Annotated in this window: 24 protein-coding genes; 14 read left to right on the forward strand and 10 right to left on the reverse strand. The window is 68.4% G+C overall.

From position 1 onward, the window contains the following. The first annotated feature begins 22 nt into the window (after positions 1 to 22). On the forward strand, positions 23 to 598 hold the full coding sequence (locus BN948_RS08435) for a hypothetical protein (protein WP_009519139.1): 576 nt from the start codon (positions 23 to 25) through the stop codon (positions 596 to 598). A 6-nt stretch (positions 599 to 604) separates the two neighbouring features. On the opposite strand, the gene xerD is transcribed toward BN948_RS08435, so the two are convergent. Together xerD and BN948_RS08445 are read right to left on the reverse strand one after the other, a co-directional pair. After that, the gene (xerD, locus tag BN948_RS08440; protein WP_009519140.1) at positions 605 to 1,522 is read right to left on the reverse strand and encodes a site-specific tyrosine recombinase XerD; all 918 of its coding nucleotides are present in this window, start codon (positions 1,520 to 1,522) and stop codon (positions 605 to 607) included. After that, complete coding sequence (locus BN948_RS08445; RefSeq protein WP_009519141.1) at positions 1,522 to 2,499, reverse strand: tripartite tricarboxylate transporter substrate binding protein BugE; 978 nt, start codon at positions 2,497 to 2,499, stop codon at positions 1,522 to 1,524. The genes xerD and BN948_RS08445 overlap by 1 nt, the downstream gene beginning before the upstream one ends. Positions 2,500 to 2,720: 221 nt before the next feature. On the opposite strand from BN948_RS08445, the gene BN948_RS08450 reads away from it, so the two are divergent. The 5 genes from BN948_RS08450 to BN948_RS08470 all read left to right on the forward strand — a co-directional run bounded on the left by BN948_RS08450 (position 2,721) and on the right by BN948_RS08470 (position 7,781). Beyond that, on the forward strand, positions 2,721 to 3,680 hold the full coding sequence (locus BN948_RS08450) for a TAXI family TRAP transporter solute-binding subunit (RefSeq protein ID WP_009519142.1): 960 nt from the start codon (positions 2,721 to 2,723) through the stop codon (positions 3,678 to 3,680). A gap of 74 nt (positions 3,681 to 3,754) precedes the next feature. Continuing rightward, positions 3,755 to 5,809 (forward strand): TRAP transporter permease, encoded by a 2,055-nt coding sequence (locus tag BN948_RS08455; RefSeq protein ID WP_009519143.1) that lies wholly within the window; start codon positions 3,755 to 3,757, stop codon positions 5,807 to 5,809. Between the two features lie 10 nt (positions 5,810 to 5,819). Continuing rightward, positions 5,820 to 6,230, forward strand: a complete 411-nt coding sequence (locus BN948_RS08460) for a DUF1850 domain-containing protein (protein ID WP_009519144.1) — start codon at positions 5,820 to 5,822, stop codon at positions 6,228 to 6,230. Between the two features lie 28 nt (positions 6,231 to 6,258). Further along, positions 6,259 to 7,173: an AEC family transporter gene (locus BN948_RS08465; RefSeq protein ID WP_035621294.1), complete on the forward strand. Its 915-nt coding sequence runs from the start codon at positions 6,259 to 6,261 to the stop codon at positions 7,171 to 7,173. A 44-nt stretch (positions 7,174 to 7,217) separates the two neighbouring features. Next, positions 7,218 to 7,781 carry a glutathione peroxidase gene (locus BN948_RS08470; RefSeq protein ID WP_009519146.1) on the forward strand — a complete coding sequence of 188 codons (564 nt, stop codon included), beginning with the start codon at positions 7,218 to 7,220 and terminating at the stop codon, positions 7,779 to 7,781. Positions 7,782 to 7,853: 72 nt separating this feature from the next. Here BN948_RS08470 and BN948_RS08475 read toward each other — a convergent pair whose 3' ends face one another. The 3 genes from BN948_RS08475 to BN948_RS08485 form a co-directional block, all read right to left on the reverse strand. Continuing rightward, positions 7,854 to 9,038 (reverse strand): branched-chain amino acid ABC transporter substrate-binding protein, encoded by a 1,185-nt coding sequence (locus BN948_RS08475; protein WP_411914402.1) that lies wholly within the window; start codon positions 9,036 to 9,038, stop codon positions 7,854 to 7,856. A gap of 178 nt (positions 9,039 to 9,216) precedes the next feature. Continuing rightward, on the reverse strand, positions 9,217 to 9,651 hold the full coding sequence (locus BN948_RS08480) for a DNA polymerase III subunit chi (protein WP_009519148.1): 435 nt from the start codon (positions 9,649 to 9,651) through the stop codon (positions 9,217 to 9,219). Positions 9,652 to 9,668: 17 nt separating this feature from the next. Beyond that, the gene (locus BN948_RS08485; protein WP_009519149.1) at positions 9,669 to 11,168 is read right to left on the reverse strand and encodes a leucyl aminopeptidase; all 1,500 of its coding nucleotides are present in this window, start codon (positions 11,166 to 11,168) and stop codon (positions 9,669 to 9,671) included. Positions 11,169 to 11,195: 27 nt separating this feature from the next. On the opposite strand from BN948_RS08485, the gene lptF reads away from it, so the two are divergent. From lptF to BN948_RS08510, 5 genes are all read left to right on the forward strand, one after another. Then, entirely contained in the window at positions 11,196 to 12,302 is a 1,107-nt protein-coding gene (gene lptF / locus BN948_RS08490) for an LPS export ABC transporter permease LptF (RefSeq protein ID WP_009519150.1), read from the forward strand. Beyond that, entirely contained in the window at positions 12,299 to 13,417 is a 1,119-nt protein-coding gene (lptG, locus tag BN948_RS08495) for an LPS export ABC transporter permease LptG (RefSeq protein ID WP_009519151.1), read from the forward strand. Before lptF ends, lptG begins: the two co-directional genes overlap by 4 nt. A 2-nt stretch (positions 13,418 to 13,419) precedes the next feature. Next, positions 13,420 to 13,785, forward strand: a complete 366-nt coding sequence (locus tag BN948_RS08500; RefSeq protein ID WP_009519152.1) for a sirohydrochlorin chelatase — start codon at positions 13,420 to 13,422, stop codon at positions 13,783 to 13,785. After that, entirely contained in the window at positions 13,782 to 14,726 is a 945-nt protein-coding gene (locus BN948_RS08505; RefSeq protein WP_009519153.1) for a CysB family HTH-type transcriptional regulator, read from the forward strand. The genes BN948_RS08500 and BN948_RS08505 overlap by 4 nt, the downstream gene beginning before the upstream one ends. 114 nt (positions 14,727 to 14,840) lie before the next feature. After that, positions 14,841 to 16,019: a pyridoxal phosphate-dependent aminotransferase gene (locus tag BN948_RS08510; RefSeq protein ID WP_009519154.1), complete on the forward strand. Its 1,179-nt coding sequence runs from the start codon at positions 14,841 to 14,843 to the stop codon at positions 16,017 to 16,019. On the opposite strand, the gene BN948_RS08515 is transcribed toward BN948_RS08510, so the two are convergent. After that, a complete protein-coding gene (locus BN948_RS08515) occupies positions 16,016 to 16,738 on the reverse strand; it encodes a twin-arginine translocation signal domain-containing protein (protein WP_009519155.1) in 723 nt (240 codons plus the stop codon). The genes BN948_RS08510 and BN948_RS08515 overlap by 4 nt on opposite strands. A gap of 66 nt (positions 16,739 to 16,804) precedes the next feature. After that, positions 16,805 to 20,692, reverse strand: a complete 3,888-nt coding sequence (hrpA, locus tag BN948_RS08520; RefSeq protein ID WP_009519156.1) for an ATP-dependent RNA helicase HrpA — start codon at positions 20,690 to 20,692, stop codon at positions 16,805 to 16,807. Between the two features lie 76 nt (positions 20,693 to 20,768). Between hrpA and argA the strand changes: the two genes are divergently transcribed. Then, entirely contained in the window at positions 20,769 to 22,109 is a 1,341-nt protein-coding gene (gene argA, locus BN948_RS08525) for an amino-acid N-acetyltransferase (protein ID WP_009519157.1), read from the forward strand. Here the strand turns inward: argA and BN948_RS08530 are convergent, their stop codons facing one another. Further along, on the reverse strand, positions 22,110 to 22,622 hold the full coding sequence (locus tag BN948_RS08530) for a disulfide bond formation protein B (protein ID WP_009519158.1): 513 nt from the start codon (positions 22,620 to 22,622) through the stop codon (positions 22,110 to 22,112). A 7-nt stretch (positions 22,623 to 22,629) separates the two neighbouring features. Continuing rightward, positions 22,630 to 23,400 (reverse strand): ferredoxin--NADP reductase, encoded by a 771-nt coding sequence (locus tag BN948_RS08535; protein ID WP_009519159.1) that lies wholly within the window; start codon positions 23,398 to 23,400, stop codon positions 22,630 to 22,632. 240 nt (positions 23,401 to 23,640) lie between these two features. Between BN948_RS08535 and BN948_RS08540 the strand changes: the two genes are divergently transcribed. After that, positions 23,641 to 23,916, forward strand: coding sequence for an oxidative damage protection protein (locus tag BN948_RS08540; RefSeq protein WP_009519160.1), 276 nt, complete (start codon positions 23,641 to 23,643; stop codon positions 23,914 to 23,916). Positions 23,917 to 23,971: 55 nt separating this feature from the next. Beyond that, entirely contained in the window at positions 23,972 to 25,087 is a 1,116-nt protein-coding gene (locus BN948_RS08545) for an FAD-dependent oxidoreductase (RefSeq protein ID WP_009519161.1), read from the forward strand. A gap of 1 nt (position 25,088) precedes the next feature. Here the strand turns inward: BN948_RS08545 and BN948_RS25565 are convergent, their stop codons facing one another. Beyond that, on the reverse strand, positions 25,089 to 25,835 hold the full coding sequence (locus BN948_RS25565) for a hypothetical protein (protein WP_050980686.1): 747 nt from the start codon (positions 25,833 to 25,835) through the stop codon (positions 25,089 to 25,091). Positions 25,836 to 26,062: the final 227 nt, after the last annotated feature.

Genomic DNA, 26,062 nt, shown 5'->3' on the forward strand with positions numbered 1-26,062 from the left:
CGCCGCGCATCGAACGCCTTCCATGCGGCGCAGAACCCTCCTCATCCTCCCCTTTGCATCCACCACGCTCGGCGGCGTGGCCGTGGCCCGAGCGGCTGAGACAGACGCCGATCAACCGCCGGGCCACCGCGTGTCCATCGGGCAATTGCAGCAAGCCATGGCCCAGCGCTTCCCCCTGCGCTACCCCGTGCCCGGCGTGCTCAACCTGGACTTGCGCACGCCCCGTCTGCTCTTGTTGCCCGAGCAGAACCGCCTGCGGGCCGAGATGGCCGTGGACGCCGCCGGCCCGGCGTTGAATCGCGCGCACCAGGGCAACTTCGACGTCGACTTCGCGCTGCGCTATGAGGCCAGCGACCGCACCCTGCGCGCGCACCAGTTGCGCCTGAGCCGCCTGCGTTTCCCCTCGCTGCGGCCCGACGTGGTGGAGATGCTCAACGCCTACGCCCCCGCGCTGGCCGAGCAGTCGCTGCAGGAGGTGGTGCTGCACCGGTTGCAGCCCGAGGACCTGAAGGCGATCGACGCCATGGGCATGCAGCCAGGGCCGATCACGGTGACGCCGACGGGCCTGGTGATCGGCCTGGTGCTCAAGCCGCTGTAGACAAGCTCACCCGCGCGGGTGGTGCTGCGCCACCACGGTCTTCAAGCGCTCGCGCGCCACGTGCGTGTAGATCGTCGTCGTGGAAATGTCCGCGTGGCCCAGCAGCATCTGCACCGCGCGCAGGTCGGCGCCGTGGTTGAGCAGGTGCGTGGCGAACGCATGGCGCAGTGTGTGGGGCGACAGTGGCGCCGTGATGCCGGCCTCGCGCGCGTAGCGCTTCACCAACTGCCAGAACATCACGCGCGTCATGGCCGAACCGGCGCGCGCGCCACGCGAGGTGACGAACAGATCCTCGCTAGACAGGCCGCCCAGGATGGTGGGACGGCCCTCGGCGAGGTAACGTTGCAGCCAGTCGCCCGCCACCTGGCCGAAGGGCACCAGGCGCTCTTTGTTGCCCTTGCCGGTGATGCGCAGCACCTGCTCCACCAACCCCAGGTGCCAGGTCTTGAGCGTGACCAATTCGCTCACGCGCAGGCCGCTGGCGTACATCAGCTCCAGCATGGTGCGGTCGCGCAGGCCCAGCGGCGTGTCTTCGTCGGGCGCGTTCAACAGCGCCTCCACCTGCGCCTCGCTCAGCGTCTTGGGCACACGCAGCGGCTGGCGCGCCGGGGACAGCCTCAGCGTCGGGTCGGCGGTGATGAAGCGCTCGCGCAGCGCCCAGCGGAAGTAGCGGCGAAACACCGTGAGGCGCCGGTTGGCCGTGGTGGCGCGCGTCTGCGCGTGGCGTTCGGCGAAGTACCCGTGGATGTCGGCCTCGAGCGCCTCGGGCAAGGCCTTGCCGTGGGCACGCAACCAGGCGTCGAACAAGGCCAGGTCGCGACGGTAGGCATCGAGCGTGTTTTTCGACAGCCCCTCTTCGAGCCAGAGGCTGTCGATGAAGGCCGACAGCGTGGGGTGCTCGTCGGCCTTCTTCGCCTCGGCCATCAGTCGAGCTTGAGCTTCTGCTTGGCGACCACTTCCTTGTAGACGCCGAATTCGGTCTTGATCTGCGCGGCGAATTCGCTCGGCGAATTGCCCACCACGATCGAGCCCGTGTCCTCGATGCGCTTGCGCACCGCCGGGTCTTTCAGCGCCTCGCTGGCGGCAGCGTGGATCTTGCTCACCACGTCGGCCGGCAGGCCCTTGGGGCCGATCAGGCCGTAGTACGCCATGCGGTTCACCGGCTCCAGGCCCGCTTCCTTGAAGGTGGGCACATTGGGCAGGGCCGCCACGCGCGCCGGCGCGGCCACCGCCAGCGCCACCAGACGCCCGGCCAGGATGTGCGGCAGCGCCGAGGGCAGGTTGTCGAAGATGATGGGCACCTGGCCACCGATGGTGTCGTTGAGCGCCGGGCCCGCGCCGCGGTAGGGGATGTGCGTGATGAAGGTGCCGGTCAGGCTCTTGAACAGCTCGGTCTGCAGGTGGCCGATGCCGCCGGTGCCGGAGCTGGCGTAGCTGTACTTGCCCGGGTTCTTCTTCACCTCGGCGATGAAGGCCTTGAGGTCCTTGGCCGGGAAGCTGGGGTGCACCGCGATCACGTTGGGCGTGGCCGCGATGTTCATGATCGGCGTGAAGTCGTTGATCGTGTCGTACGGGATCTTGGGGTTGATCGCCGGGTTGGCCGCCGTGGTGGAGACCGTGGCCACGCCGATGTAGTGGCCATCGGGCGTGGCGCGCGCGAGTTCCTGCGCGCCCACCACGCCACCGCCGCCGGCGCGGTTGAGCACGATCACGTTCTGGCCCAGGGCCTTGCCCAGGGGTTCGGACATGACGCGGCCGATGATGTCGGTGGTGCCGCCGGGCGCGAAGGGCACCTGCAGCGTGACGGGTTTGCTCGGGAAGCCCTGCGACAGCGCGGGTCCGGCGGCGAGGATCAGGCCCGCGGCCAGACCGGCCAGGTTGAAGTTGCGACGTTGGGTCATGCGATGCACTCCATTGGGGAGGGTGAAAAGACAGCGTAGGGGACGCAAGCGACGTGCCCGCGGCGGCGCCATTGTGGGCCACGCAGCCCATGGCCCCGATCGGTGGTGCCACGACCCGGGAAAACCCGCAGCCCCCAGGTACGCGTTTCCCGCGAGTCCCAAACGGCGCCTGCTGGGGTATGGTCCCCGTTCTTCCATTCAACAACATCAGGAGACATCGCATGCGTCTGATCCGCCAGATCGGCCTGGGCATCAGCCTGGCCGCCGCGCTCGCCACCAGTGGCGCCGCCCTCGCGCAGCAGCAGTTCGTCAACGTGCTCACCGGCGGCCAGGCCGGCGTGTACTACCCGCTGGGTGTGGCGCTGGCGCAGGTCTATGGCCAGGCCATCCCCAACGCGCGCGCCACCGCCCAGGTCACCAAGGCCTCTGCCGAAAACCTCAACCTGCTGCAGGCCGGCCGCGGCGAACTCGCCTTCTCGCTGGCCGACGCCGTGTCCGACGCCTGGAACGGCAACGCCGAAGCCGGCTTCACCAAGAAACTCGACAAGCTGCGCGGCCTCTCGGCCACGTACAACAACTACGTGCAGATCGTGGCCAGCGCCGACTCGGGCATCAAGACCCTGGCCGACCTCAAGGGCAAGCGCATCTCGGTGGGCGCCGCGCGCTCGGGCACCGAACTCAACGCGCGCGCCATCTTCAAGGCAGCGGGCCTGAAGTACGAGGACATGGGCAAGGTCGAGTACCTGCCCTTCGGCGAGTCGGTGGAGCTGATCAAGAACCGCCAGCTCGACGCCACCCTGCAGTCCGCCGGCCTGGGCGTGGCCTCCATCCGCGACCTGGCCACGGCCGTGAAGATCGTGGTGGTGCCGATCCCCGCCGACGTGGTGGCCAAGGTGGGCGACGCGGCCTACCAGCCCGCCACCATCCCGGCCAACACCTATGGCGGCCAGACCGCCGACGTGCCCACGGCCGCGATCCCCAACTTCCTGGTGACGCACTCGGGCGTGTCCGACGAACTGGCCTACCAGATGGCCAAGCAGCTCTATGCCAACCTGGACAAGCTGCACGCCGCGCACAACGCCGCCAAGGCCATCAACCCGGCCAACGCCATCAAGGGCATGCCCGTGCCGCTGCACCCTGGTGCCGAGCGCTACTACAAGGAAGCGGGCCTCATCAAGTAAGCCCCTTTCGTTGAGGACACGGCCCCGCACGGGGCCGTTCTGCTTTCTTGCCCGGCCACCGAGTCGAGGAATTCATGACCGATCCGACCCCTTCTCACGACGCCCCCGCCCACGCGCCCCTGCGCGGCGCCATCTTCTGGGTGGCCATTGCCTTCTCGGCGTACCAGATCTGGATGGCCTCCTTCCACCCGCTGTCCAGCCAGGTGATCCGTGCCATCCATGTGGGCTTCGTGCTGCTGATGATCTTCGCGCTGTACCCGCCCTTCGGTGAGCGCGAGGGTGCGCTCGGCACCGCGGGACGTGCGCTGGGCTGGGTGCTGGGCCTCACGGGCTTCGTGTTCGCCTTCTACCACTGGGTCTTCGAGTCCGACCTCACCGCGCGCGCGGGTGAGCTGATCCCGGCGGACTGGGTGATCGGCGTCGTCACCGTCGCGCTGGTGTTCGAAGCGGCGCGCCGCGTGATGGGCTGGGGCCTGCCGCTGATCTGCGCGATGTTCCTGGCCTACGCCCTGTTCGGCCAGTACCTGCCGGGGCCGCTGGCCCACCGCGGCTACGGGCTGGACCAGATCGTCAGCACCCTGGGCTTCGGCACCGAGGGCATCTACGGCACGCCCACCTACGTGTCGTCCACCTACATCTTCCTCTTCATCCTGTTCGGCGCCTTCCTCGAACAGGCCGGCATGATCCGCCTGTTCAACGACTTCGCCATGGGCACCGTGGGCCACACGCGCGGCGGGCCGGCCAAGGTGTCGGTCATTTCCTCTGGGCTCATGGGCACCATCAACGGCTCCGGCGTGGCCAATGTGGTCACCACGGGCCAGTTCACCATCCCGCTGATGAAGCGCTTCGGCTACTCGCCGGCCTTCGCGGGCGGCGTGGAGGCCACCTCGAGCATGGGCGGGCAGATCATGCCGCCGGTGATGGGCGCGGTGGCCTTCATCATGGCCGAGACGATCAACGTGCCCTATGTGGACATCGTCAAGGCCGCGCTGATCCCGGCCATCCTGTACTTCGGCACCGCGTTCTGGATGGTGCACCTGGAGGCCGGCAGCAAGGGCCTGCTGGGCCTGCCCAAAGAGGAATGCCCCAACCCCTGGACGGCGGTGAAAGAGCGTTGGTACCTGCTGCTGCCACTGGCCGGCCTGGTCGCGCTGCTGTTCTCGGGCTACACACCGCTGTTCTCGGGCACCGTGGGCCTGGGGCTCACCGTCATCCTGATCTTCGGCGCCGCCGTCATCAGCGGCGTGAAGGGCACCCCGCTGCGGGTGCTGGCCTGGGTGCTGCTGGGCCTGGCCACGGCGGGCTTCTTCCAGTTCGGCGTGGGCACCTTCTACGTGGTGGCGCTGGTGTTGATCACCCTCACCTTCGTGCTGCGCCGGGGTGGCGATGCGCGCCAACTGGCCGTGCAGAGTCTGGTGGACGGCGCGCGCCACGCGCTGCCGGTGGCCATCGCCTGCGCGCTGGTGGGCGTCATCATCGGCGTCATCAACCTCACCGGCGTGGCCGCGGAGATCGGCGGGCGCGTGATCGCCATCGGCCAGGACAACCTGTTCCTGGCGCTGCTGCTGACCATGCTCACCTGCCTGGTGCTGGGCATGGGCATTCCCACCATCCCCAACTACATCATCACCAGCTCGCTCGCGGCGCCGGTGCTGCTCGAACTCGGCGTGCCGCTGATCGTCTCGCACATGTTCGTCTTCTACTTCGGCATCATGGCGGACCTCACACCACCGGTGGCCCTGGCCTGCTTCGCGGCCGCGCCCATCGCGCGCGAGACGGGCCTGAAGATCAGTGTGCAGGCCATCCGCGTGGCCATCGCCGGTTTCATCATGCCCTTCATGGCCGTGTATTCGCCCGCGCTCATGCTGCAAAGCGAGGACTGGGGCGCCGTGGCCTGGGTCGTGTTCAAGGCCGTGCTGGCCATCGCCATGTGGGGCGCGGGCGCCATCGGCTTCCTCGCCGCGCCACTGGCCTGGTGGGAGCGCGCCTGGGTGGTGGTGGCCGCCTGCTTCCTGGTGGTGGCACTGCCGCTCACCGACGAGATCGGTCTGGCGGCGATCGCGCTCTTCCTGGCCTGGCACTGGTGGCGCACGCGCCGGCCCAGCATGGGCCAGGCCGGCGCGCGCTGAGGCGCGCGGCATGACGGCGGGCCTGCTGGGACTGTGCCTGGCCCTGGCCGCCGCGCCGCAGCACGCGGCCTTCGTGCCGGGCCGCCACTTCACCCTGGCCTGGACGCACAGCATCGAAAAAGTGCGCTGGGAAGAGGACTACCAGGTGATCGGGCCGCCCGCGCGCCTGATCGCCACCGCCGCGCGCATCAAGGGCTCGGCCGCGGGCATGGAGCCGCCGCCCGACGCCGTGCTTCGCGACGGCTGGTTCCACTACACGCCCACCGAGCGTTCGCCGCAGCGGCTGCCACTCATGCGCTCCGAGTTCACGGCCGATTTCGAACTGTGCGCGGACGGCGCGTGCCACCCCATGGGGCATTGGTTGCGATCGGACGGCGGTGTCACCGAGATGAGGGCCTGCGAGCGAACGCCGTCGCGCTGAGGCCACGCCCCGCCCTTACGATCGGGTGGTGAACTTCGCCCAACTGCTCTTTCCCGACTTCTCGCTCATCCTGTGCGGCTACTTGGTGTGCCGCTTCACCAAGCTCAACCGCCCGGTGTGGGAGCAGGTCGAGAGCCTCGTCTACTACTTCCTGTTCCCGGTGCTGCTGTTCCAGAGCATCGTGAAGAACCCGCTGGACCTGGGCGCGGCCTCCAGCCTGGTGGGTGCGGCCGTTTCGCTGGCCCTGTGCGCCATCGCCCTCACCTACTCGCTGCCGCACTGGCCCTGGCTGGGCCGCCACATCGACGTGCGCCTGCACGCGGCCAGTGCGCAGGTGGGGTTCCGTTTCAACTCCTTCATCCTGCTGGCGCTGGCCGACCGCGTGGCCGGCCCACAGGCGCTGCTGATGGTGGCGGTGATCATCGGCTGCTGCGTGCCCATCTTCAACGTGGGCGCGGTGTGGCCCATGGCACGCCACGCCAACAAGGGCTTCGGGCGCGAGCTGCTGCGCAACCCGCTGATCATCGCCACCGCCTCCGGCCTGGTGGCCAACCTGCTGGGCTTCACCCTGCCCGACTGGCTCACGCCCACGGTGAACCGCATCGGCCAGGCCTCGCTGGCTCTGGGCCTCATGGCGGCGGGCGCGGGAATGCAGTTCGGCAGCATGGCATCGGCCAAGACCCTGGCCGTGGCGGTGCTGGCCATCAAGCACCTGGCGGTGCCGCTGATGGCCTTCGGCCTGGCGCTGCTGTTCCGTCTCGACCCGGTGCAGACGGCCGTGCTCCTGACCTTTTCGGCCGTACCCACGGCGTCCAGTTGCTACGTGCTGGCGGCGCGCATGGGCTACAACGGGCCATACGTGGCAGGGCTGGTCACGCTGTCGACGCTGTTGGGCATGTTGAGCCTGCCGTTCGCTCTGGGTGTGCTGGGCGGCCTTCGCTAGGGATTTTCGGCGCCCGGTTGCGGGTCTGGAAGTGCGGGCAGACAATGCCGCGCATGAATCGCCGCGATCTCTGCCTTGCCGCCCCCCTCGCCCTGCTGGGTGCACCCTTCGCCCGGGCCGCCACCTGCCCCGCCCTGCTGAACCACCAGTTCCCGCGCCTGCAGGACGGCGCACCCCAGAACCTGTGCCAGTACGCGGGCAAGGTGCTGCTGGTAGTCAACACCGCCAGCTACTGCGGCTTCACCAAGCAGTACGAAGGCCTGGAAGCACTCTTCGCCAAGTACCGTGACCAGGGTCTGGTGATCCTGGGCTTCCCCTCCAACGACTTCGAGCAGGAAACCGGCGATGCCAAGCAGATCGCCGAGCTGTGCTTCAACACCTATGGCGTGCGCTTCCCGATGTTCGACAAGACCGTGGTCACCGGCGCCAAGGCCAACCCGCTGTACCTGCAATTGCGCCAGGCCACGGGCGTGGCGCCGCGTTGGAACTTCCACAAGTACCTGATCGGCCGCGACGGCCGCGTGATCGAGCAGTACCCCAGCGCCACCGAGCCCATGGGACGCACGCTGACGAAAGCGGTGGAGGCTGCGCTCACCGCGAAAGCCTGAGCGCTCCGGGCCAGACACCCAAAGAAAAAGCCACCGCGAGCGGTGGCTTTTTGCTGCCGAAGGCTGAGGAGATCAGCGGATCACGGCGATGGTGGTGCGTGCACCACCCTTGTAGGTCATCAGCGTCAGGGCGCCGTTCTTGATGTCGCCCTTCTCGTCGAACTCGATCTTGCCGGTCACGCCGTTGTAGCTGGACGCCTTGAGGGCGGGCAGGTAGACCTTGGGATCGGCCGAGCCGGCGGTGACCATGGCGTTGGCCATGACCTTCACGGCGTCGTACACGTACGGGGCATACACCTGGACGTCGGCGTTGAACTTGGCCTTGAAGTCCTCACGGAACTTGTCCATGCCAGCCTTCTGTTCGCCTTCGACACCACCGGCCTCGGCGCAGTAGACCTGCTCGTCGCTCATGCCGTCGCCGGCCAGCTTGGGCAGTTCGCTGGTGCAGATGCCGTCGCCACCCATGAACTTGGCCTGAATGCCAAGCTGCTTCATCTGCTTGAGCATGGGGCCGGCCACGGCGTCCATGCCGCCGAAGAACACCACGTCGGGCTTCTTGGCCTTCAGGGTGGTCAGGATGGCGTTGAAGTCGGTTGCCTTGTCGTTGGTGAACTCGCGGCCCACGACGGTGCCGCCAGCGGCCTTCACGCCCTTCTCGAACTCGTCGGCCACGCCCTGGCCATAGGCCGTGCGGTCGTCGATGACGGCCACGTTCTTGGCCTTGAGGGTTTCGATGGCGTACTTGCCGAGCGTGCCGCCCAGGTGCACGTCGTCGGCCACCACGCGGAACGCGCCCGCGAAGCCCTGGCGGGTGTACTTGGGGTTGGTCGCCGAGGGCGAGATCTGGGGAATGCCAGCGTCGTTGTAGAGCTGCGAGGCGGGGATGGTGGTGCCCGAGTTCAGGTGGCCGATGACGCCGTTGACCTTGGCGTCGACCAGCTTCTGCGCGGCGGCCGTGCCCTGTTTCGGGTCGGCGGCGTCGTCTTCGGCCAGCAGTTCGAACTTGGCCTTGCCGCCACCGATGGTGAGGCCGGCTGCGTTGAGCTCCTCGATCGCCATGCGGGCGCCGTTCTCGTTGTCCTTACCCAGGTGAGCGATGGCGCCACTGGTGGGGCCAACGTGACCGATCTTGACCACGACCTCCGCCGGTGCGGCCGGTGCGGGCGCTGCGGCCGGTGCAGCGGCCGGGGGAGCAGCCTCTTCCTTCTTGCCACAGGCCGCGAGCGCGACGGCTGCGGCAAGCACTGCCAGTTTCATGTTCACTTGCATGGGATTTCCTCGGTAAGGATGGATTGATTTGCGGAGGGAACTTTTTTTACTCCACCGCATAAAGATACTCCAAAAAGAACAGGCTTTTGGCCGGGACCGAAGCCTAAAACACGGTTGGGCGAGCGGTTCGAGGGTTTTCCTGAAGCCGCGCGTGCACCGAAGACGCTTACTCGCCGCCTGTGGACTTGAGGTCGTGGCGCTGCGGTTCGACACCGTCGGCCTGGTAGCGGCGCCAGCGCTGGCGCGCCTGCGCACGGTCCTCGTCGTCCAGACCCACCACTTCGATGACCCGCTCGAATCGCCCGTAGTCGGCCGGCACGCTGTCGGTGAGATTGACCAGCACCTGCGTGGGCGCGCGCTCGTCGAGACGGTCGAGCAGGTGGATGGGCGAATGGCGGCGCGTGGCCTCGGCATCTGCCCCAACACAGTGCGGCACGAACTCGCCCTGCGCGAGCAGCCAGAGCCCGCGGTCCAGTGTGTCGAGTTGTTCGTGCGGCGCCAGCACGGCCACCCGCGCGCCCTTGAGATAGGCCTTGCGCAGCAGGCGGCAGACGTAGGCGGCCTTGTCGGGCGCGTTGAAGTGGAAGGCCACCTCGGCCATGGCGGGCGCGGCCCGGCTCAGCGGCCCGCCGCCGCGCTGCTGCCCTTGCCCTTGGCCCGGGCCTTGCCGGCGGGCGCCTGGGCCTCGTTCAGCAGGTATTGCAGCAACAGCGGCACGGGGCGGCCGGTGGCGCCCTTGTTGGCGCCGCCACGCCAGGCGGTGCCGGCGATGTCGAGGTGGGCCCAGGGCAGTTCGGTGGCGAAGCGCTGAAGGAACTTGGCCGCGGTGACGGCACCGCCCGCGCGCCCGGCCACGTTGGCCACGTCGGCGAAGTTGGACTTGAGCCCTTCCGCGTATTCGTCGTCCAGCGGCAGGCGCCAGCACGGGTCGCCCGCTTGCTCGCCGGCCTGGGACAAGGCCTGAGCCAACTCGTCGCGCGGGCTGAACAGGCCGCTGCGCACGGCGCCCAGCGCAATCACGCAAGCGCCGGTGAGCGTGGCGATGTCGATCACCGCGCGCGGCTTGAAGCGCGCCGCGTAGGTGAGCGCGTCGCACAGGATCAGGCGGCCCTCGGCATCGGTGTTGAGAATCTCGATGGTCTGGCCGCTCATGCTGCGCACCACGTCGCCGGGTTTGACGGCCTTGCCGTCGGGCATGTTCTCGCAGGTGGGGATGAGGCCGACCACGTTGATGGCGGGTCTGGCTTCGGCCAGGGCAGCGAAGGTACCCAGGACGCTGGCCGCGCCGCCCATGTCGAACTTCATCTCGTCCATCTCGGCCGCCGGCTTGAGGCTGATGCCGCCGGTGTCGAAGGTAATGCCCTTGCCCACCAGCACCACGGGTGCGTCGGCCTTGCCGGCGCCCTGGTAGCGCATGACGATGAAGCGCAGCGGTTCGGCCGAGCCCTGCGCCACCGCCAGAAAGGCGCCCATGCCCAAGGCCTCGATCTGGCGCGGACCGAGCACCTCGGTCTTGATGCCGGGCAGGCGGCCCAGTTGGCGCGCGGCGTCGGCCAGGCGGCTGGGCGTGGCGTGGTTGGCGGGACGGTTGGCCCATTCCTTGGCGAACTCCACGCCGGCCACCACGGCCTTGCCGGTGTCGAAGGCCGCACGCAGGACACTGGCGTCGCTCACGCCGAAGGTCACTTTGGTGAGCGCACGCGGCTTGGCGCTGGGCTTGGTGGTGGTGTAGACGTAGGACGCATCGGCGCAGATCTGCAGGGCGGCGCGCAGGCCCTCGGCGTCAGCGGCCACCAGTGAGAACACCACCCCCAGGCGCGCGATGCCCGGCGCCTTGAGCTGGGCCATGCCCATGCCCACCGCCTTGCGCACCGACACCGCGTCGGCCGCACCGGCGCGCACCAGCACCACGCGCGCCGCCTTGATGCCTTCGGGCCGGTAGCACGGCAGGCATTTGCCCACGCCGGGCTCGAGGTCATCGCCCTTGAGGGCCTGGGCCGCCAGCGTGTGCAGCGGCGAGCTTCCCTTGGGCAAGGTCTCGGGCACCAACACCAGCAGCGCGTCGGCGGGGAATTCGGCGGCCTGTGCCGGGCTCAGAGTCTTGAGGTCGAAGTTCATAATCCGGGGTCGTCCTGTAGCCAATCGATGTTATTCCATTCGTCCATCCGCAAGGAGCTGGCCCGCAGTTTCGGGGCCACGCTGGTGATTCTGTTCACCATCGTGCTCACCATGCTGCTCATCCGCACGCTGGGCGCGGCCTCCAAGGGCAGCGTCGATCCGCAGGAGATCATGCTCGTGCTGGGCTACACCGTCATCGGGCGCATGCCCACGGTGCTCACGCTCGCGCTCTTCATCTCCATCGTGTTCACGCTCTCGCGCATGTACCGCGACAGCGAAATGATCATCTGGTTCACCAGCGGGCGCTCGCTCGGGGGCTTTCTGGGGCCCTTGATGCGCTTCGCCTGGCCTGTGCTGCTGGTGATCATGCTCATGGTGTTCTTCGTCTGGCCCTGGGCCAACCAGCAGGTGAACGACCTGCGCGACCGCTTCGAGCGCCGGGGCGACCTGGAACGGGTGGAGCCGGGCCAGTTCCAGGAAAGCTCCAGCGGGCGTCGTGTGTTCTTCATCGACAAGGACACGGCCGACGGCACCGAGGGCCGCAACATTTTCATCTCCAGTGCGGAGCCCGACGGCAGCGAGACCATCACCTCCGCCCGCTCGGGCCGCATCGAATGGGAGGGGGAGCGCCAGTTCCTGATGCTCAACAACGGACAACGGCTCGAATCGCAACCCGATAACGGCCTGCGCGTGAGCGATTTCGCCGAATACGGCACGCAGATCGGCCAGGCCGGAGGCGGCCTGGGCGCGGAGGTGGAACTCAAGGCCCGCCCGAGCTGGGAGCTCATCATGAACCCCGACCGGGCCAACCTGGCCGAACTGGGCTGGCGTGTGGGCCTGGCCATCACCGCCTTCAACTTCGTGCTCATCGCCCTGGCCACCACCGTGGGCAACCCGCGCGCGGGCCGCAGCGGCAACCTGTTCTTCACGCTGTTCGCCTTCGTGTTCTATTACAACCTGCTCAACATCGGGCAGAACTGGGTGGCGCGCGGCGTGATCGAATTGATCCCGTTCATGCTGGGCCTGCATGGCGGCGTGTTCGCGCTCACCCTGGTGTGGTTCTACAAGCGGCACCAGGGCCTGAGCCTGCGCGAGCTGCTCACCGGCTGGCGCCGACGCGGGGCCTCGGCATGAAGACCATCCGCCGCCTCATCTACGGCGAGGTGTTCTCGGCCGTCTTCTTCGTGCTGCTGGCCTTCCTGTCGCTGTTCTTCTTCTTCGACTTCGTCGACGAACTGCCCGACATCGGCAAGGCCTCGCTGATCGACCCCGAGCGCGTCTACGGACTGCCCGACGCCCTGCTCTACGTCGGCCTGCTCATGCCCAGCCGCATCTACGAGCTGCTGCCCATTGCGGTGCTGATCGGCTCCGTGTTCGTGCTGGCGCGCCTGGCGCAAGGCTCGGAATACACCATCCTGCGCACCAGCGGGCTGGGACCCTGGCGTGCGCTGCGCACGCTGCTCGGGCTGGGCACGGTGTTCGTGCTGCTCACCTTCGCCATCGGTGACTACCTCGCGCCCCTGGCCGACCGGGGCGCGCAGTTGCACAAGTCGCGCTTCCAGGGCGCCATCAGCCTGGGCCAGACCGGTGCCTGGCTGAAAGAGAAGCAGCCCTACAGCAACTTCTCGGTCAACGTGGGCTCGATGTCACCGCAGGGCGACCTGGGCAATGTGCGCATCTTCGAGTTCAACAACCAGGGCTTCCTCGTGTCCACGCTGCACGCTCAGAGCGGTCGCATCGAAAACGACGAGAGCTGGACGCTGCGCCGGGTGGAGCGGCGCGAGTTCGACGCCGCGGGCCGGCAGTCGGCCAAGGTGCAGCGCAGCCAGTTGGAGAGCTTTCGCTGGCCCACCAGCCTGAACACGGAGATGGTGTCGGTGGCCCTGCTCAAGCCCGAGCGCATGCGCACGGCCGACCTGTTCGCCTACATCCGCCACCTGGAGGCCAACGGCCAGACCGCGCAGCGCCACGAAATCGAGTTCTGGCGCAAGGTGTTCTACCCGCTGTCCTGCCTGGTGATGGTGGTGCTGGCCCTGCCCTTTGCCTACCTGCACTTCCGATCGGGCAGCATCACGGGCTACGTGTTCGGCGGGGTGATGATCGGCATCAGCTTCTTCCTGCTCAACAACGTGTTCGGCTACATCGGCAACCTCAACCAGTGGCAGCCCTGGCTGGCGGCGGCCTCGCCGGCGCTCATCTACTCGGTCTTCTCGCTCGGCGCCTTCGGGTGGCTGGTGCTCAAGCGCTGACCATGCTGGGCGTCATCGTCTTCGCCCATGGATCGCGCGACCCGCAGTGGCGCGCGCCCGTGGACGCCGTGGCGCGACGCGTGGCCGAGCGCGCGCCGGGCACGCTGGCCTGCACCGCCTACCTGGAACTGACCGAACCCGACCTGCCCACCGCCGCACGCGAACTGGTGCGCGCGGGCGCCACGCGCATCCGCGTGCTGCCGCTGTTCTTCGGCATGGGCAAGCACGCGCGGGAGGACCTGCCGCGGCTGGTGGACGCGCTGCGCCAGGAGCACATGGGTTTGAGCGTCGAACTCATGCCCACCGCGGGCGAAGACCCGCAACTGATCGATCTGCTGGCCACCCAGGCCCTGAAGGAGGGTGCATGAACCTGCACCAGTTCAAGTTCGTGCAGGAGGCGGTGCGCCGCAACCTCAACCTCACCGAAGCCGCCAAGGCCCTGCACACCTCGCAGCCCGGCGTGTCCAAGGCCATCATCGAGCTGGAGGACGAACTCGGCATCGAGATCTTCGCGCGCCACGGCAAGCGCATCAAGCGCGTCACCGAGCCCGGCCAGCAGGTGCTCAAGAGCATCGACATCATCCTGCGCGAGGTGAACAACCTCAAGCGCATCGGCGAGCAGTACTCGGCGCAGGACAGCGGCACGCTGTCCATCGCCACCACGCACACGCAGGCGCGCTACGTGCTGCCCGGTCCGGTGGCCGCGCTGCGCCAGGCCTACCCCAAGGTGGGCATCAGCCTGCACCAGGGCTCGCCCGACCAGGTGGCGCGCATGCTCATCGAAGAGGTGGCCGAGATCGGCATGGCCACCGAATCGCTGGTGAACTACCCCGAGCTGGTGACCCTGCCGGCCTACGAATGGCAGCACGTGCTGGTGTTCCCCTTCGACCATCCCCTGCTCGCGCGTGAGCGCATCGGCCTGGAAGACCTGGCTCAGGTCCCGCTCATCACCTACCACCCCAGCTTCACCGGCCGCACCCGCATCGACCAGGCTTTCGCGCTGCGCCACCTGCAGCCCAACGTCGTGCTCGAGGCCATCGACTCGGACGTGATCAAGACCTACGTCAAGCTGGGCATGGGCGTGGGCATCGTGGCCGAGATGGCGGTCAAGGGCGAGAACCAGACGCCCGACCTCGTCTCGCGCCCGGCCGGTGCGCTGTTCGGCCACAACCTGGCGCGCGTGGCCTTCAAGCGCGGCACCTACCTGCGCCAGTTCGTGCTGCGCTTCGCCGAACTGCTGTCCGAGCGCCTGTCACGCGAGCTGATCCAGCGCGCGATGGCCGGCGAACCCGACGAATACGAAATTTGACCCACCCCCGCGCCGGCCTGGCGGCCGTCACCCCCTCAAGGGGGCAACACCAGCGGCCCGGCAAAGCCGGTTCCGCGGTGTTTCTCGATCAGCCAACGCAGGCGCCACGCACACATGACCTCGAACGCACCTCGCACGCCAGCTCTCCTCTCCCGCCTGCCGCAGGTGGGCACCACCATCTTCACCGTGATGTCCACGCTGGCGGCCGAGCACAGTGCGGTCAACCTCGGCCAGGGCTTTCCCGATTTCGGTTGCGATCCGGCCCTGCTGGACGCGGTGGACAGCGCCATGCGTGCCGGCCACAACCAGTACCCGCCCATGACCGGCGTGCCCGCGCTGCGCCAGGCCATGGCCGACAAGGTGCAGGCGCTGTATGGCCGCCGCTACCACCCGGACACCGAGATCACCGTCACGGCCGGCGCCACTCAAGCCATCCTCACGGCCATCCTCGCTGTGGTGCACCCGGGCGACGAGGTCATCGTGCTGGAACCCTGCTACGACAGCTACGTGCCCAATATCGAGCTGGCCGGCGGGCGCGTGGTGCGCGTGCCGCTGGTGCCGGGCACGTTCCGGCCCGACTTCGACGCCATCGCCAAGGCCATCACGCCGCGAACCCGCGCCCTGCTCATCAACACGCCGCACAACCCCAGCGGCATGTGCTGGACGGACGCCGAGATGCGCCGCCTGGACGAGCTGCTCGCGCCGACCGACATCGTGCTCATCAGCGACGAGGTCTACGAGCACATGGTGTTCGACGGCCTGCCGCACCACAGCGCGGCGCGCTACCCCGGGCTGGCGGCGCGCGCCTTCATCGTCAGCAGCTTCGGCAAGACGTACCACGTGACCGGCTGGAAGGTGGGCACCGTGCTGGCGCCCGCGCCGCTGATGGCCGAGTTCCGTAAGGTGCATCAGTTCAACGTGTTCACCGTGAACACGCCCATGCAGCATGCCCTGGCCGCCTACATGGCCGACCCGGCACCCTACCGCGACCTGCCGGCCTTCTACCAGCGCAAGCGCGACCTGTTCCGCGAGGGGCTGGCGGGCACGCGCTTCAAGCTGCTGCCGGGTGAAGGCACGTACTTCCAGTGCGTGGACATCTCGTCCCTGGGAGTGGCCGAGCGGGACCTGCCCGAGGCCGATTTCTGCCGCTGGCTCACGAGTGAGATCGGCGTGGCGGCGATTCCGCTCTCCGCGTTCTATGGGGATGGCTTCGACCAGAAAGTGGTCCGCTTCTGCTTTGCGAAGAAGGATGAGACGCTGTTGGAGGCGCTCAAGCGCCTGTCGAAGCTCTAGCAACGGACGGGGTTGCGGCAGAAGCGCTCCAGCTCCCGCACCGTGCTGCGCCCTGCCACCGCCTGTTTCACGCCCGAGCCCATCTCCAGGCTCAGCTTCATCTCGTACTTCTTGAAGAAGGCGTCGAACAGCTCACCGCCCAGCGTGCCCGTGGCCGTGAGCTGGTCGCTCTTCGCATCGTGCTCCAGCAGCACCGCGCACAGCGGTTGTTCGGCCGGGCCGCGCAGCACCTGGGCGCCGCGCGCCGGGTCGTACTGGCTGTGGTCGGCGCAGCAGTGGATCAGGTCGCTGCCCTGGCTGGGCGTCTGCGGGTTCACCGCGGGGCCTTTGCGGAAGCTGATGAAGCTCAGGTCCTTCGTAGGGTAGACGAGCTGGTGCGCGCAGATGGCCGAGAAGGCGACCACGCTGCGCTTCACGCCCACCCCGCCGGGCCATTCGTAGGCTTGCTTGTCTTTGGTATTCAGCGTCGCGGGCAGCGCAGCCTTGCCCAGGTCGAGCAGGAACACCGGCGTGGCCTCGAACGGGTAATGGAAGACGTAGTTGACCTGGGGCCGCAACTGGCCAGCCTTGAAGGGCTGGCCCTGCTCGTCCACCAGCAGCGTGCGCGCGTACGCCTTGGGCTGGGCGTTGGCCGCCCAGGCGGACGTGCCGAGCGCACTGGCCAGCGAAGTGGCGGTCGCGCCGACGGCGCAGGCCTGAACGAAATCGCGTCGGTCCATGGGCGGGTGTCTCCTCGCGTGAACCGGCCCAGTGGAGCGCAGACGCGCCACACCTGTCAAGGCTTGTCAGGCGTTGAGTTGTGCCCAGCTCTTGTCCAGCCGCTTCAGGCTCACCGGCTGCGGCGTGCGCAGTTCCTGCGCGAAGAAGCTCACGCGCAGTTCCTCCAGCAGCCAGCGCAGTTCCTGCAGACGCGCGTCTTGCACGCCTTTGCGTTCGGCCACCAGGCGCCAGTAGCGCTGGTCCTGGGGCTTGAGTTCGGCCAGCTTCGCGGCGTCGCGCGCGGGGTCGGCGCGCAGCTTGTCCAGCCGCAGTTGCACCGCCTTGAGGTAGCGCGGCAGGTGCTGCAACTGCGCGTGCGGCGTCTCCACCAGGAAGCGCCTCGTCACCAGTCGCTGCAACTGCTGCGCCACGTCGGCCGCCACGTCCGCGGGCGGCTTGGCGTCCTTGAGCTTGCGCTGCGCGGCGGCGAACTCGGTGAGGATGGCGCCGGCCGCGCGCGCGATCTCGGCCGCGATGAGGTTCAGACGCCCGCGCCCGTCGGCCACGCGCTGATCGAAGGCCTTGGCGTCGGCCGGCAAGGGCTCCTGCAGGAAGGCGCGGTCGAGCGCGAGCTCGATGATCTGCGTGCGCAACTCTTCCAGCGTGCCGCCGCCGCGTTCCTTGTCCACGGCCATGAAAGCCGCGCCCATGGCCTGCAGGCCGGCGATGTTCTTCTCGAGGTACTTCAGCGCGTCCTTGATCTGCAGCGCCACCAGCCGGCGCAGGCCCTCGCGGTGGCGAGCCTGGGCCAGGTCGGGCTCGTCGAAGACCTCGAGGCGTACGGCATCGCCGTCGTCCACCAGCGCGGGAAAGCCGATCAGCGTCTGGCCGCCGCGGCGGATCTCCAGCAACTCGGGCAACTCGCCGAAGTCCCAGCGGGTGTGGCGCTGGCTCGCGTCCACCGCCGGTGCGGCGGGGGGCGGCGCGGCTTTCGGTACCCGCACGGCCGGGCCGCTCGGGCTCGCCGGTGACACGGGTACGGATGGCGTGGGCGCCGGGGCACTGGTGGTCTTGAGCGCCGCCAGCGCCTGGAACGCGCCGCGCGCCTGCGAGCCCAGCTCGGCCTTGAGCGCGCCCAGGTTGCGCCCCTGCCCCAGTTGCCGCCCGTGCTCGTCCACCACGCGCAGGTGCATGAAGTGGTGCGGCGGCAGTTGATCGGGCTTGAGGTCGTTGCGCACGATGTCGAGCTGCGTGGCCGCGCGCACCAGCTTGAGCACCGCATCGACAAAGTTTCCCTGCGCGAAGGTTTCAGGCACGCACAGCGCCTCGGTGAAACGCTCGGCCGTGGCCGGCAGCGGCACCAGCCGCGAGCGCGGGCGCTGGTGCAGCGTCTTGAGCAGCGCCAGCACCTTGTCCTTCAACATGCCGGGCACCAGCCAGTCGCAGCGCTCCTCGCTCACCTGGTTCAGCGCGTAGATCGGCACCGTGACCGAGAGACCGTCGCGCGCATCGCCGGGCTCGTGCAGGTAGCTGGCGGCGCAGTCCACGCCACCCAGGCGCACGGTGCGCGGAAAGGCCTGGGCCGTGATGCCGGCGGCCTCGTGGCGCATCAGGTCCTCGCGCGTGAGGAACAGCAGCTTGGGGTTCTCGCGCGCGGCCTGGGCGTACCAGCGCTCGAAAGCGGCGCCGCTGCTCAGGTCGGGCGGGATCTGTTCGTCATACCAGGCATAGATCACCTCGTCGTCCACCAGCACGTCCTGCCGGCGCGACTTGTGCTCCAGCTCCGTCACCTGACGCACGAGCTTGCGGTTGGCGGCGAGGAAAGGCAGCTTCGTGTCCCACTCGCCCTGCACCAAGGCTTCGCGGATGAAGATGGCGCGCGCACCCTCCGGGTCGATGCGACCGTAGTCGGCGCGACGGTTGTGATAAATGACCAAACCGTAGAGCGTGGCGCGCTCCAGTGCCGAGACGCGCGCGGCCTTCTTCTCCCAGTGCGGATCGAGCAGTTGCTTCTTGAGCAGGTGCGCGCCCACGCGCTCCAGCCAAGCGGGCTCGATGGCCGCGATGCCGCGCCCGAACAGGCGCGTGGTCTCCACCAGTTCGGCGCAGACGACCCAGCGCCCGGGCTTCTTGCTCAGGTGCGCGCCCGGGTGGCGGTGGAACTTGATGCCGCGTGCGCCGAGGTACCAATCTTCCGTTTCGCTCTTGCAGCCGATGTTGCCGAGCAGGCCGCCGAGCATGGCGCAGTGCAGTTGCTCGTAACTGGCGGGCGTGGCGTTGAGCTTCCAGCCCTGCTCGCCCACCACGGTGTGCAACTGGCTATGCGTGTCGCGCCATTCGCGCACGCGGCGCACGTTGATGAAGTTCTCGCGCAGCAGGTTTTCGTACTGGCGGTGGCTGAGCTTGTGGTCCTGGCCATGGCCGCCTCGACTGTCGTCCAGCCACTTCCAGAGCTTGAGCGTGCCCGTGAACTCGCTCTTTTCGTCATCGAACTTGGCGTGCGCCTGATCGGCCTGCGCCTGCTTGTCGATGGGGCGGTCTCGCACGTCCTGCACACTCAGGGCCGAGGCGATGACCAGCACCTCGTCGAGCGCATTCTGGTCGCGCGCGGCCAGGATCATGCGGCCCACGCGCGGGTCCAGCGGCAGGCGCGACAGCGACTGGCCGATGGCCGTGAGCTCGTTGTCGTCATCCACCGCGCCGAGTTCGGCGAGCAATTGGTAGCCGTCGGCGATCGCGCGACGCTGCGGTGCGTCGACGAAGGCGAAGTCCTCCACCGCGCCCAGGCGCAGCGCCTTCATGCGCAGGATCACGCCCGCGAGCGAGCTGCGCAGGATCTCCGGGTCGGTGAAGCGCGCGCGGCCGTTGAAATCAGCCTCGTCGTACAGGCGGATGCAGATGCCATCAGCCACGCGCCCGCAGCGGCCCGCGCGCTGGTTGGCCGCCGCCTGGCTGATGGGCTCGATCTGCAACTGTTCCACCTTCTGGCGGAAGCTGTAACGCTTGACGCGCGCAGTGCCGGCGTCGATGACGTAGCGGATGCCGGGCACGGTGAGCGAGGTTTCGGCCACGTTGGTGGCCAGCACAATGCGGCGCTGCCCGTGCGGCTGGAAGATGCGGTCCTGTTCGGCCTGGGAGAGGCGCGCGAACAGGGGCAGCACCTCGGCGTTGCGGTGCAGCGGCTGGTGGGCCAGGTGCTTGCGCAGGTGGTCGGCGGCCTCGCGGATCTCGCGCTCACCCGGCAGGAAGACGAGCACATCGCCGCCCTGGCCGCCCCGCCACAGCTCGTCAACGCCATCGGCGATGGCGTCGTTCAGGTCGTACTCGCGGCTTTCCTCGAACGGCCGCCAACGCACCTCGACGGGATACGTGCGCCCCGACACCATGAGCACCGGCGCCGGCCCCTTCGACGACGAGAAGTACTCGGCGAAGCGGTCGGCGTCGATGGTGGCCGAGGTGACGATGAGCTTGAGGTCGGGTCGGCGCGGCAGCAACTGGCGCAGGTAGCCGAGCAGAAAGTCGATGTTGAGGCTGCGCTCGTGCGCCTCGTCGATGATGATCGTGTCGTAGGCGCTCAGGTCCGGGTCGGTCTGCGTCTCGGCAAGCAGGATGCCGTCGGTCATCAGCTTGACCGAGGCTTCGCGCGAGAGCCTGTCCTGGAAGCGCACCTTGTAGCCCACCACGTCGCCCAGCGGCGTCTTGAGCTCCTCGGCGATGCGCTTGGCCACCGAACTCGCGGCGATGCGACGCGGCTGCGTGTGGCCGATCAGGCGGCCGCGCTCGCCCGGCTGCGCGTTCAGCTTGCCGCGCCCCATGGCCAGCGCGATCTTGGGCAGTTGCGTGGTCTTGCCCGAGCCGGTCTCGCCGCAGACGATGACCACCTGGTGCTCGCGGATCGCCGCCTCGATCTCGTGTCGGCGCGCCGACACGGGCAGCGCGTCGGGGAACTCCAGGTGCAGGGCGGGCGTGGGCAAGGCAGGACTTCGGTGAAAATCGGCGAACCCGAGATTATCCCGTGCCCCCACGCCCCTTGCAGCCCACCCAGCCCTGATGTCCAACGTCTTCAACTTCACCTTCGTCCCGTGGTTCCGTTCGGTCGCTCCGTACATCCACAAGCACCGAGGCAATACTTTGGTGGTGGGCATCGCCGGTGAGGCCATCGCCGCGGGCAAGCTGCAGAACATCGCGCAGGACCTGGCCCTCATCCAGAGCATGGGCGTGAAGATCGTGCTGGTGCACGGCTTTCGGCCGCAGGTGAACGAGCAACTGCGCCTGAAGGGCCATGAGGCGAAGTACTCGCACGGCGTGCGCATCACCGACGAGGTGGCGCTGGACTGCGCGCAGGAGGCCGCCGGCCAGTTGCGCTACGAGATCGAGGCCGCCTTCAGCCAGGGCCTGCCCAACACCCCCATGGCCGGCGCCACGGTGCGCATGATCTCGGGCAACTTCATTACCGCGCGGCCGGTGGGCCTGATCGACGGCGTGGACTTCCTGCACTCGGGCCTGGTGCGCAAGGTGGACACCGATGGCATCCAGCGCTCGCTGGACATGGGTGCCATGGTGCTGCTCTCGCCCTTCGGCTTCTCGCCCACCGGAGAGGCCTTCAACCTCACCATGGAAGACGTGGCCACCTCCATCGCCGTGGCCCTGCAGGCCGACAAGCTGGTCTTCCTGACCGAGATCCCCGGCATTCGCGTGGACGCCAACGATCCCGACAGCGAGATCGACACCGAGCTGCCCCTGGCCGACGCCAAGCGCCTGCTGGCCAGCCTACCCAAGCCCGAGCGCCCGACCGACACCGCCTTCTACCTGCAGCACTGCATCCGCGCCTGCGAAGGCGGCGTGGAACGCAGCCACATGGTGCCCTTCGCGGTGGACGGCTCGCTGCTGCTGGAGATCTACACGCACGACGGCATCGGCACCATGGTGGTGGACGAAAAGCTCGAGAGCGTGCGCGAGGCCTCGATCGACGACGTCGCGGGCATCGTGGCGCTGATCGAGCCGTACGAAAAAGACGGCACCTTGGTCAAGCGCGACCGCAACGAGATCGAGCGCGACGCCGGGCTCTACACCATCATCGAGCACGACGGCGTCATCTTCGGCTGCGCCGCGCTCTACCCCTACCCCGAGGAGCGCACGGGCGAGATGGCCGCGCTCACGGTGTCGGCGCAATCACAAAGCCAGGGCGATGGCGAGCGCCTGCTCAAGCGCATCGAGGCGCGCGCCCGCGCCCAGGGACTGCAGAGCATCTTCGTGCTCACCACGCGCACCATGCACTGGTTCATCAAGCGCGGCTTCGCGCAGGTCAGCGCCGACTGGCTGCCCGAGGCCCGCAAGCGCAAGTACAACTGGGACCGGCGCAGCCAGGTGCTGGTGAAAAAACTGAGCTGATCAGGCGGCGCGGCGGCGCGCCAGCAACAGCCACGCGGCCAGCAGCGCGAAGGCCGCGAACCACAGGAAGGACCAGTTCGCGATCGTCAGGCCCAGGAAGGTCCAGTCGATCTTGGAGCAGTCGCCGCTGCCGCGAAAGATCATGGGAATGGCGCGGCCCAGCGGAAAGGCCTCGATCATTCCGAAGAAGTCTCGCCCGCAGGACATGATCTCGGGCGGGTTCCACTGCAGCCAGCTCTGGCGAGCGGCAGTGAAGGCGCCGAAGAGTGCGAACAGGCCCATGGCCGACACGCCCACCGCGCGCACCAGGGGTGCGCGCAGGCAGGCCGCCAGCCCCGCCAGCACCGCCACCAGGATCAGCGCGTATCGCTGCACGATGCACATGGGGCAAGGCTCCAGCCCTTGCACGTGCTGCAGGTACATGCCGAAGGCCAGCATGGCCACGCTGACGGCGGCGACGAGGGCGAGCACCAGTCGGGGGCGCTGGCCGGGCAGCGCAAGCAGGGCGTCCATGCCGCGCTCAGCTCACGAAGGCGCGTTCGATGACGAAGTCACCGGGCGTGGTGGTGTTGCCTTCCTTGAAGCCCAGCTTTTCGCACAGGGCCTTCAGATCGCGCAGCATTTCGGGGCTGCCGCAGATCATCACGCGGTCCTCGGCGGGGTTGAGTGGCGGAATGCCCAGGTCCTTGGCGACGATGCCGTCGGCCAGCAACTGCGGGATGCGCCCCTGGTGCATGAAGGGCTCGCGCGTGACCGTGGGGTAATACAGCAGCTTCTGCTTGACCATGTCGCCCAGGAATTCGTCCTGCTTGAGCTGCTCGGTGATGAGTTCGCGGTAGGCCAGCTCCTTGACCTGGCGCACGCCGTGGATGAGCACTACCTGCTCGTAGCGCTCGTAGGTCTCGGGATCACGGATGATGCTCATGAACGGCGCAAGGCCGGTGCCGGTGCCCAGCAGGTACAGGCGCTTGGCGGGCAGCAGGTAGTCGATGAGCAGGGTGCCGGTGGGCTTGCGGCCGACGACGATGGAGTCGCCCGGCTGGATGTGCTGCAGGCGCGAGGTGAGCGGGCCGTCCTGCACCTTGATGCTGAGGAATTCCAGGTGCTCGGCCCAGTTGGGGCTGACGATGCTGTAGGCGCGCAGCAGCGGCTTGCCGTCCACCCGCAGGCCAATCATGGTGAAGTGGCCGTTGGAGAAGCGCAGCGAGGTGTCGCGCGTGGTGGTGAAGCTGAAGAGGCGGTCCGTCCAGTGGTGAACGCTCAGCACGCGCTCTTCGTTGAATGCACTCATGATGAAAGATGATCCCGGGAGAAAGACGGGCTGTTATTGTAGAAAGTGGCGCGGTAGCGGCGGTTTGGGCCGACCCTGACGACATTGAGGCCGATCAAAGATTGCTACAGTGCGGGCCTCGCGATGGCCCGTGTCCGCGGCGCGCATCTTGCCGCAGCGCCGCGTGAAAGCGAACGAATCGTTTATTCCATCCGATATAACTCCCTCGCATAACGAGGGGCCCACGACAAGGATTCACCGATGGCACGAATGGTTCAATGCATCAAGCTCGGCAAGGAAGCCGAAGGCCTGGATTTCCCGCCCTACCCGGGCGAGCTGGGCAAGAAGATCTACGAAAACGTAAGCAAGGAGGCCTGGGCCGCCTGGCTCAAGCAGCAGACCATGCTGCTCAACGAGAACCGCCTGAACATGGCCGATGCGCGCGCCCGCCAGTACCTGGCGCGCCAGATGGAGAAGCACTTCTTCGGTGAAGGCGCCGACCAGGCCGCGGGCTACGTGCCGCCCAGCGCGTCCTGATGCCCCGATCTCCAGCACCCGCAGGCCCGCCACGCGCGGGCCTCGTGCTTTCTGTATGCCGCCCGACGAGCCCCACCACGCGCTGGTGATCGGCGCCGGTCTCGCGGGCGCGGCGGTCACGGCCGCGCTGTGCCGGCGCGGCTGGCAGGTCACACTGCTGGACGCCGCCGAAGGCCCGGCCCGCGCGGCCTCGGCCTTGCCGGTGGGCGTGCTGAGCCCGCACCTCACGCGCCAGCCCACGCCGATGTCGCGCCTCACGGCGCTGGGGGTACCCGTCACCCGGGCCGAGCTGGAGCGGCTGGTGCCCGAGGGCGCGGGCTGGCAGCCGGTGGACGTGGACAACCGAGGCGCGCACGCCCAGGGCCGGCAGGCCGCCGCACTGGTGCGCCCAGGTGCGCTGGTGCAGGCCTGGCTGACCGAAGCGGGCGCGCGTTTGGACACCCGTTGGAACGCGCCCGTGGCGTCCCTGTCACGACACCAGGGCCAGTGGCAGGCATTGGACGCCCGGGGCGAGCCCATCGCCACCGCGCCGCACGCCGTGGTGGCCGCTGCGCTGGGCACCCGCACCCTGGCGCCTGAAGCCGGCGCCCCCTGGCCGCTGGGACCGGTGATGGGCCAGATGAGCCTGGGTGCGTTGGACTGCGCGCCCCTGGCTGAGCGCCCGCAGCGCGACGACGGCGTGTTCGTGCCCGAATACCGCGACAGCGGGCTCGCGCCGCACTGGCCGACCGTGATCTGGGCCATGGGGTCGACCTACGCGCGCGGCCAGACCGACACCACACCGACCGACGCGGCGCACCGCGACAATGCGGCCCGGCTGCGCACCCTGGTGCCCGCCGCCGCCGACCGGCTGGAGAGCTTGTTGGCCGACGGCCGCCTGCTGGGCTGGGCGGGCGTGCGCTGCGCCTCCATGGACCGCCTCCCGCTGGTGGGCGCCGCGCCCGACCCGCTGTCCTGGACCACGCGCCAGCGCACGGCGGCGGCGCTTCCGCGATTGCCGGGCCTGTGGCTGCTGAGCGCGCTGGGCTCGCGGGGCTTGTCGCTGGCGGCGGCCTGCGGCCAGTGGCTGGCCGCCGAGATGGACGGGGAAACACCGCCGCTGGACGCCGACCTGCGCGCCGCGGTCGACCCGGCGCGCTTTGCCTGGCGGCGCGCGCGCCGCGGGCCCTGAATCAGAGCATTTCGAGGTAACGCGAAATGGCGGGCGGCTGCAGAGGCCGCGCCAGCAGGCCCGAAATGCCGAGCCGCTTGGTGTGCACCCGCACGCGCCGCCGGTGCCACCAGCCCGCGAACGGCCCCGCGTGCTCGGTGGTGGCCAGGGTCATGGCCTGGGGGTAGCGCTCGCGAAAGAGCTGCATCAGGCCCCACGCGTCAATGTGGTGGTCGTCGAGGTTGAACACCCCGCAAAGGTAGTGGTGCTGGGCCATGCACTCGGCTGCGCGTTCGGTGCTGGGGGCTTCGTCGATGAAAGACACCGCCGCGTGCGTGAGCCGCTCGCGCAGGTAGCCCGATTCGTGCTCGGCGATGCCCACGACCAGCGCCCGGCGCACCTCCGCCGAAGGAAATTCACCCAGATCCATGTCCAGAGGCGCTGGCCGCGACACATCCAGGTCCAGGAAGCCGGAATCGCTCTGGGTGGCGGCGAAGGAGGCGTCCAGGTCGTGCAGCAGACCGGCCCAGGCGATAGGCCGCGCCACCACCCGCCAGGCATGTTCGGGGGCGTGCTCTCCCACCCAGATCAGGCGTTGCCCGGCGCGGGGCTCGCGCGCCTGCACCAGCACGGCCTCGGCGCAGTCCCCGTCCACCAGCAGCACGGGGGGCACCTCTTCCAGCATGCCCGAGGCCGATCGCCAGGGGCCGTAGGACACCTCGCGCTCACGCGAGAGCCGGAAAACGGTGTTCAGGGCATGGCGTTCCACGTCGGAAAACCCGATGACTTGAACGCGGACGTCAATGCCCCTCATATTGGGGGATGTTACTTCGGTCTACCTGTGGTAATCGCGCCGTCCATAGCCTGCACACATTTCCTTATTTCGGATCGATATAGCGGCATGAAAAAAATGTAGTTCGTCGAATAAGGAAGGCTTTTTACAGTGCCGGTCATCCCCACGACCTTGCCGACCGCCTCGAAGCGGTCCCTCGGCCC

Origin of the sequence: Hydrogenophaga intermedia (assembly GCF_000723405.1) — a bacterium.
GTDB classification, from domain to species: domain Bacteria; phylum Pseudomonadota; class Gammaproteobacteria; order Burkholderiales; family Burkholderiaceae_C; genus Hydrogenophaga; species Hydrogenophaga intermedia.

Excerpts from the sequence above, each read along its gene's own strand:
- BN948_RS08435 (WP_009519139.1), top strand. The coding sequence starts at position 23 with ATGCGGCGCAGAACCCTCCTCATCCTCCCCTTTGCATCCACCACGCTC.
- xerD (WP_009519140.1), bottom strand. The coding sequence starts at position 1,522 with ATGGCCGAGGCGAAGAAGGCCGACGAGCACCCCACGCTGTCGGCCTTC.
- BN948_RS08445 (WP_009519141.1), bottom strand. The coding sequence starts at position 2,499 with ATGACCCAACGTCGCAACTTCAACCTGGCCGGTCTGGCCGCGGGCCTG.
- BN948_RS08450 (WP_009519142.1), top strand. The coding sequence starts at position 2,721 with ATGCGTCTGATCCGCCAGATCGGCCTGGGCATCAGCCTGGCCGCCGCG.
- BN948_RS08455 (WP_009519143.1), top strand. The coding sequence starts at position 3,755 with ATGACCGATCCGACCCCTTCTCACGACGCCCCCGCCCACGCGCCCCTG.
- BN948_RS08460 (WP_009519144.1), top strand. The coding sequence starts at position 5,820 with ATGACGGCGGGCCTGCTGGGACTGTGCCTGGCCCTGGCCGCCGCGCCG.
- BN948_RS08470 (WP_009519146.1), top strand. The coding sequence starts at position 7,218 with ATGCCGCGCATGAATCGCCGCGATCTCTGCCTTGCCGCCCCCCTCGCC.
- BN948_RS08475 (WP_411914402.1), bottom strand. The coding sequence starts at position 9,038 with ATGAAACTGGCAGTGCTTGCCGCAGCCGTCGCGCTCGCGGCCTGTGGC.
- BN948_RS08480 (WP_009519148.1), bottom strand. The coding sequence starts at position 9,651 with ATGGCCGAGGTGGCCTTCCACTTCAACGCGCCCGACAAGGCCGCCTAC.
- BN948_RS08485 (WP_009519149.1), bottom strand. The coding sequence starts at position 11,168 with ATGAACTTCGACCTCAAGACTCTGAGCCCGGCACAGGCCGCCGAATTC.
- lptF (WP_009519150.1), top strand. The coding sequence starts at position 11,196 with ATGTTATTCCATTCGTCCATCCGCAAGGAGCTGGCCCGCAGTTTCGGG.
- lptG (WP_009519151.1), top strand. The coding sequence starts at position 12,299 with ATGAAGACCATCCGCCGCCTCATCTACGGCGAGGTGTTCTCGGCCGTC.
- BN948_RS08500 (WP_009519152.1), top strand. The coding sequence starts at position 13,420 with ATGCTGGGCGTCATCGTCTTCGCCCATGGATCGCGCGACCCGCAGTGG.
- BN948_RS08505 (WP_009519153.1), top strand. The coding sequence starts at position 13,782 with ATGAACCTGCACCAGTTCAAGTTCGTGCAGGAGGCGGTGCGCCGCAAC.
- BN948_RS08510 (WP_009519154.1), top strand. The coding sequence starts at position 14,841 with ATGACCTCGAACGCACCTCGCACGCCAGCTCTCCTCTCCCGCCTGCCG.
- BN948_RS08515 (WP_009519155.1), bottom strand. The coding sequence starts at position 16,738 with ATGGACCGACGCGATTTCGTTCAGGCCTGCGCCGTCGGCGCGACCGCC.
- argA (WP_009519157.1), top strand. The coding sequence starts at position 20,769 with ATGTCCAACGTCTTCAACTTCACCTTCGTCCCGTGGTTCCGTTCGGTC.
- BN948_RS08530 (WP_009519158.1), bottom strand. The coding sequence starts at position 22,622 with ATGGACGCCCTGCTTGCGCTGCCCGGCCAGCGCCCCCGACTGGTGCTC.
- BN948_RS08535 (WP_009519159.1), bottom strand. The coding sequence starts at position 23,400 with ATGAGTGCATTCAACGAAGAGCGCGTGCTGAGCGTTCACCACTGGACG.
- BN948_RS08540 (WP_009519160.1), top strand. The coding sequence starts at position 23,641 with ATGGCACGAATGGTTCAATGCATCAAGCTCGGCAAGGAAGCCGAAGGC.
- BN948_RS08545 (WP_009519161.1), top strand. The coding sequence starts at position 23,972 with ATGCCGCCCGACGAGCCCCACCACGCGCTGGTGATCGGCGCCGGTCTC.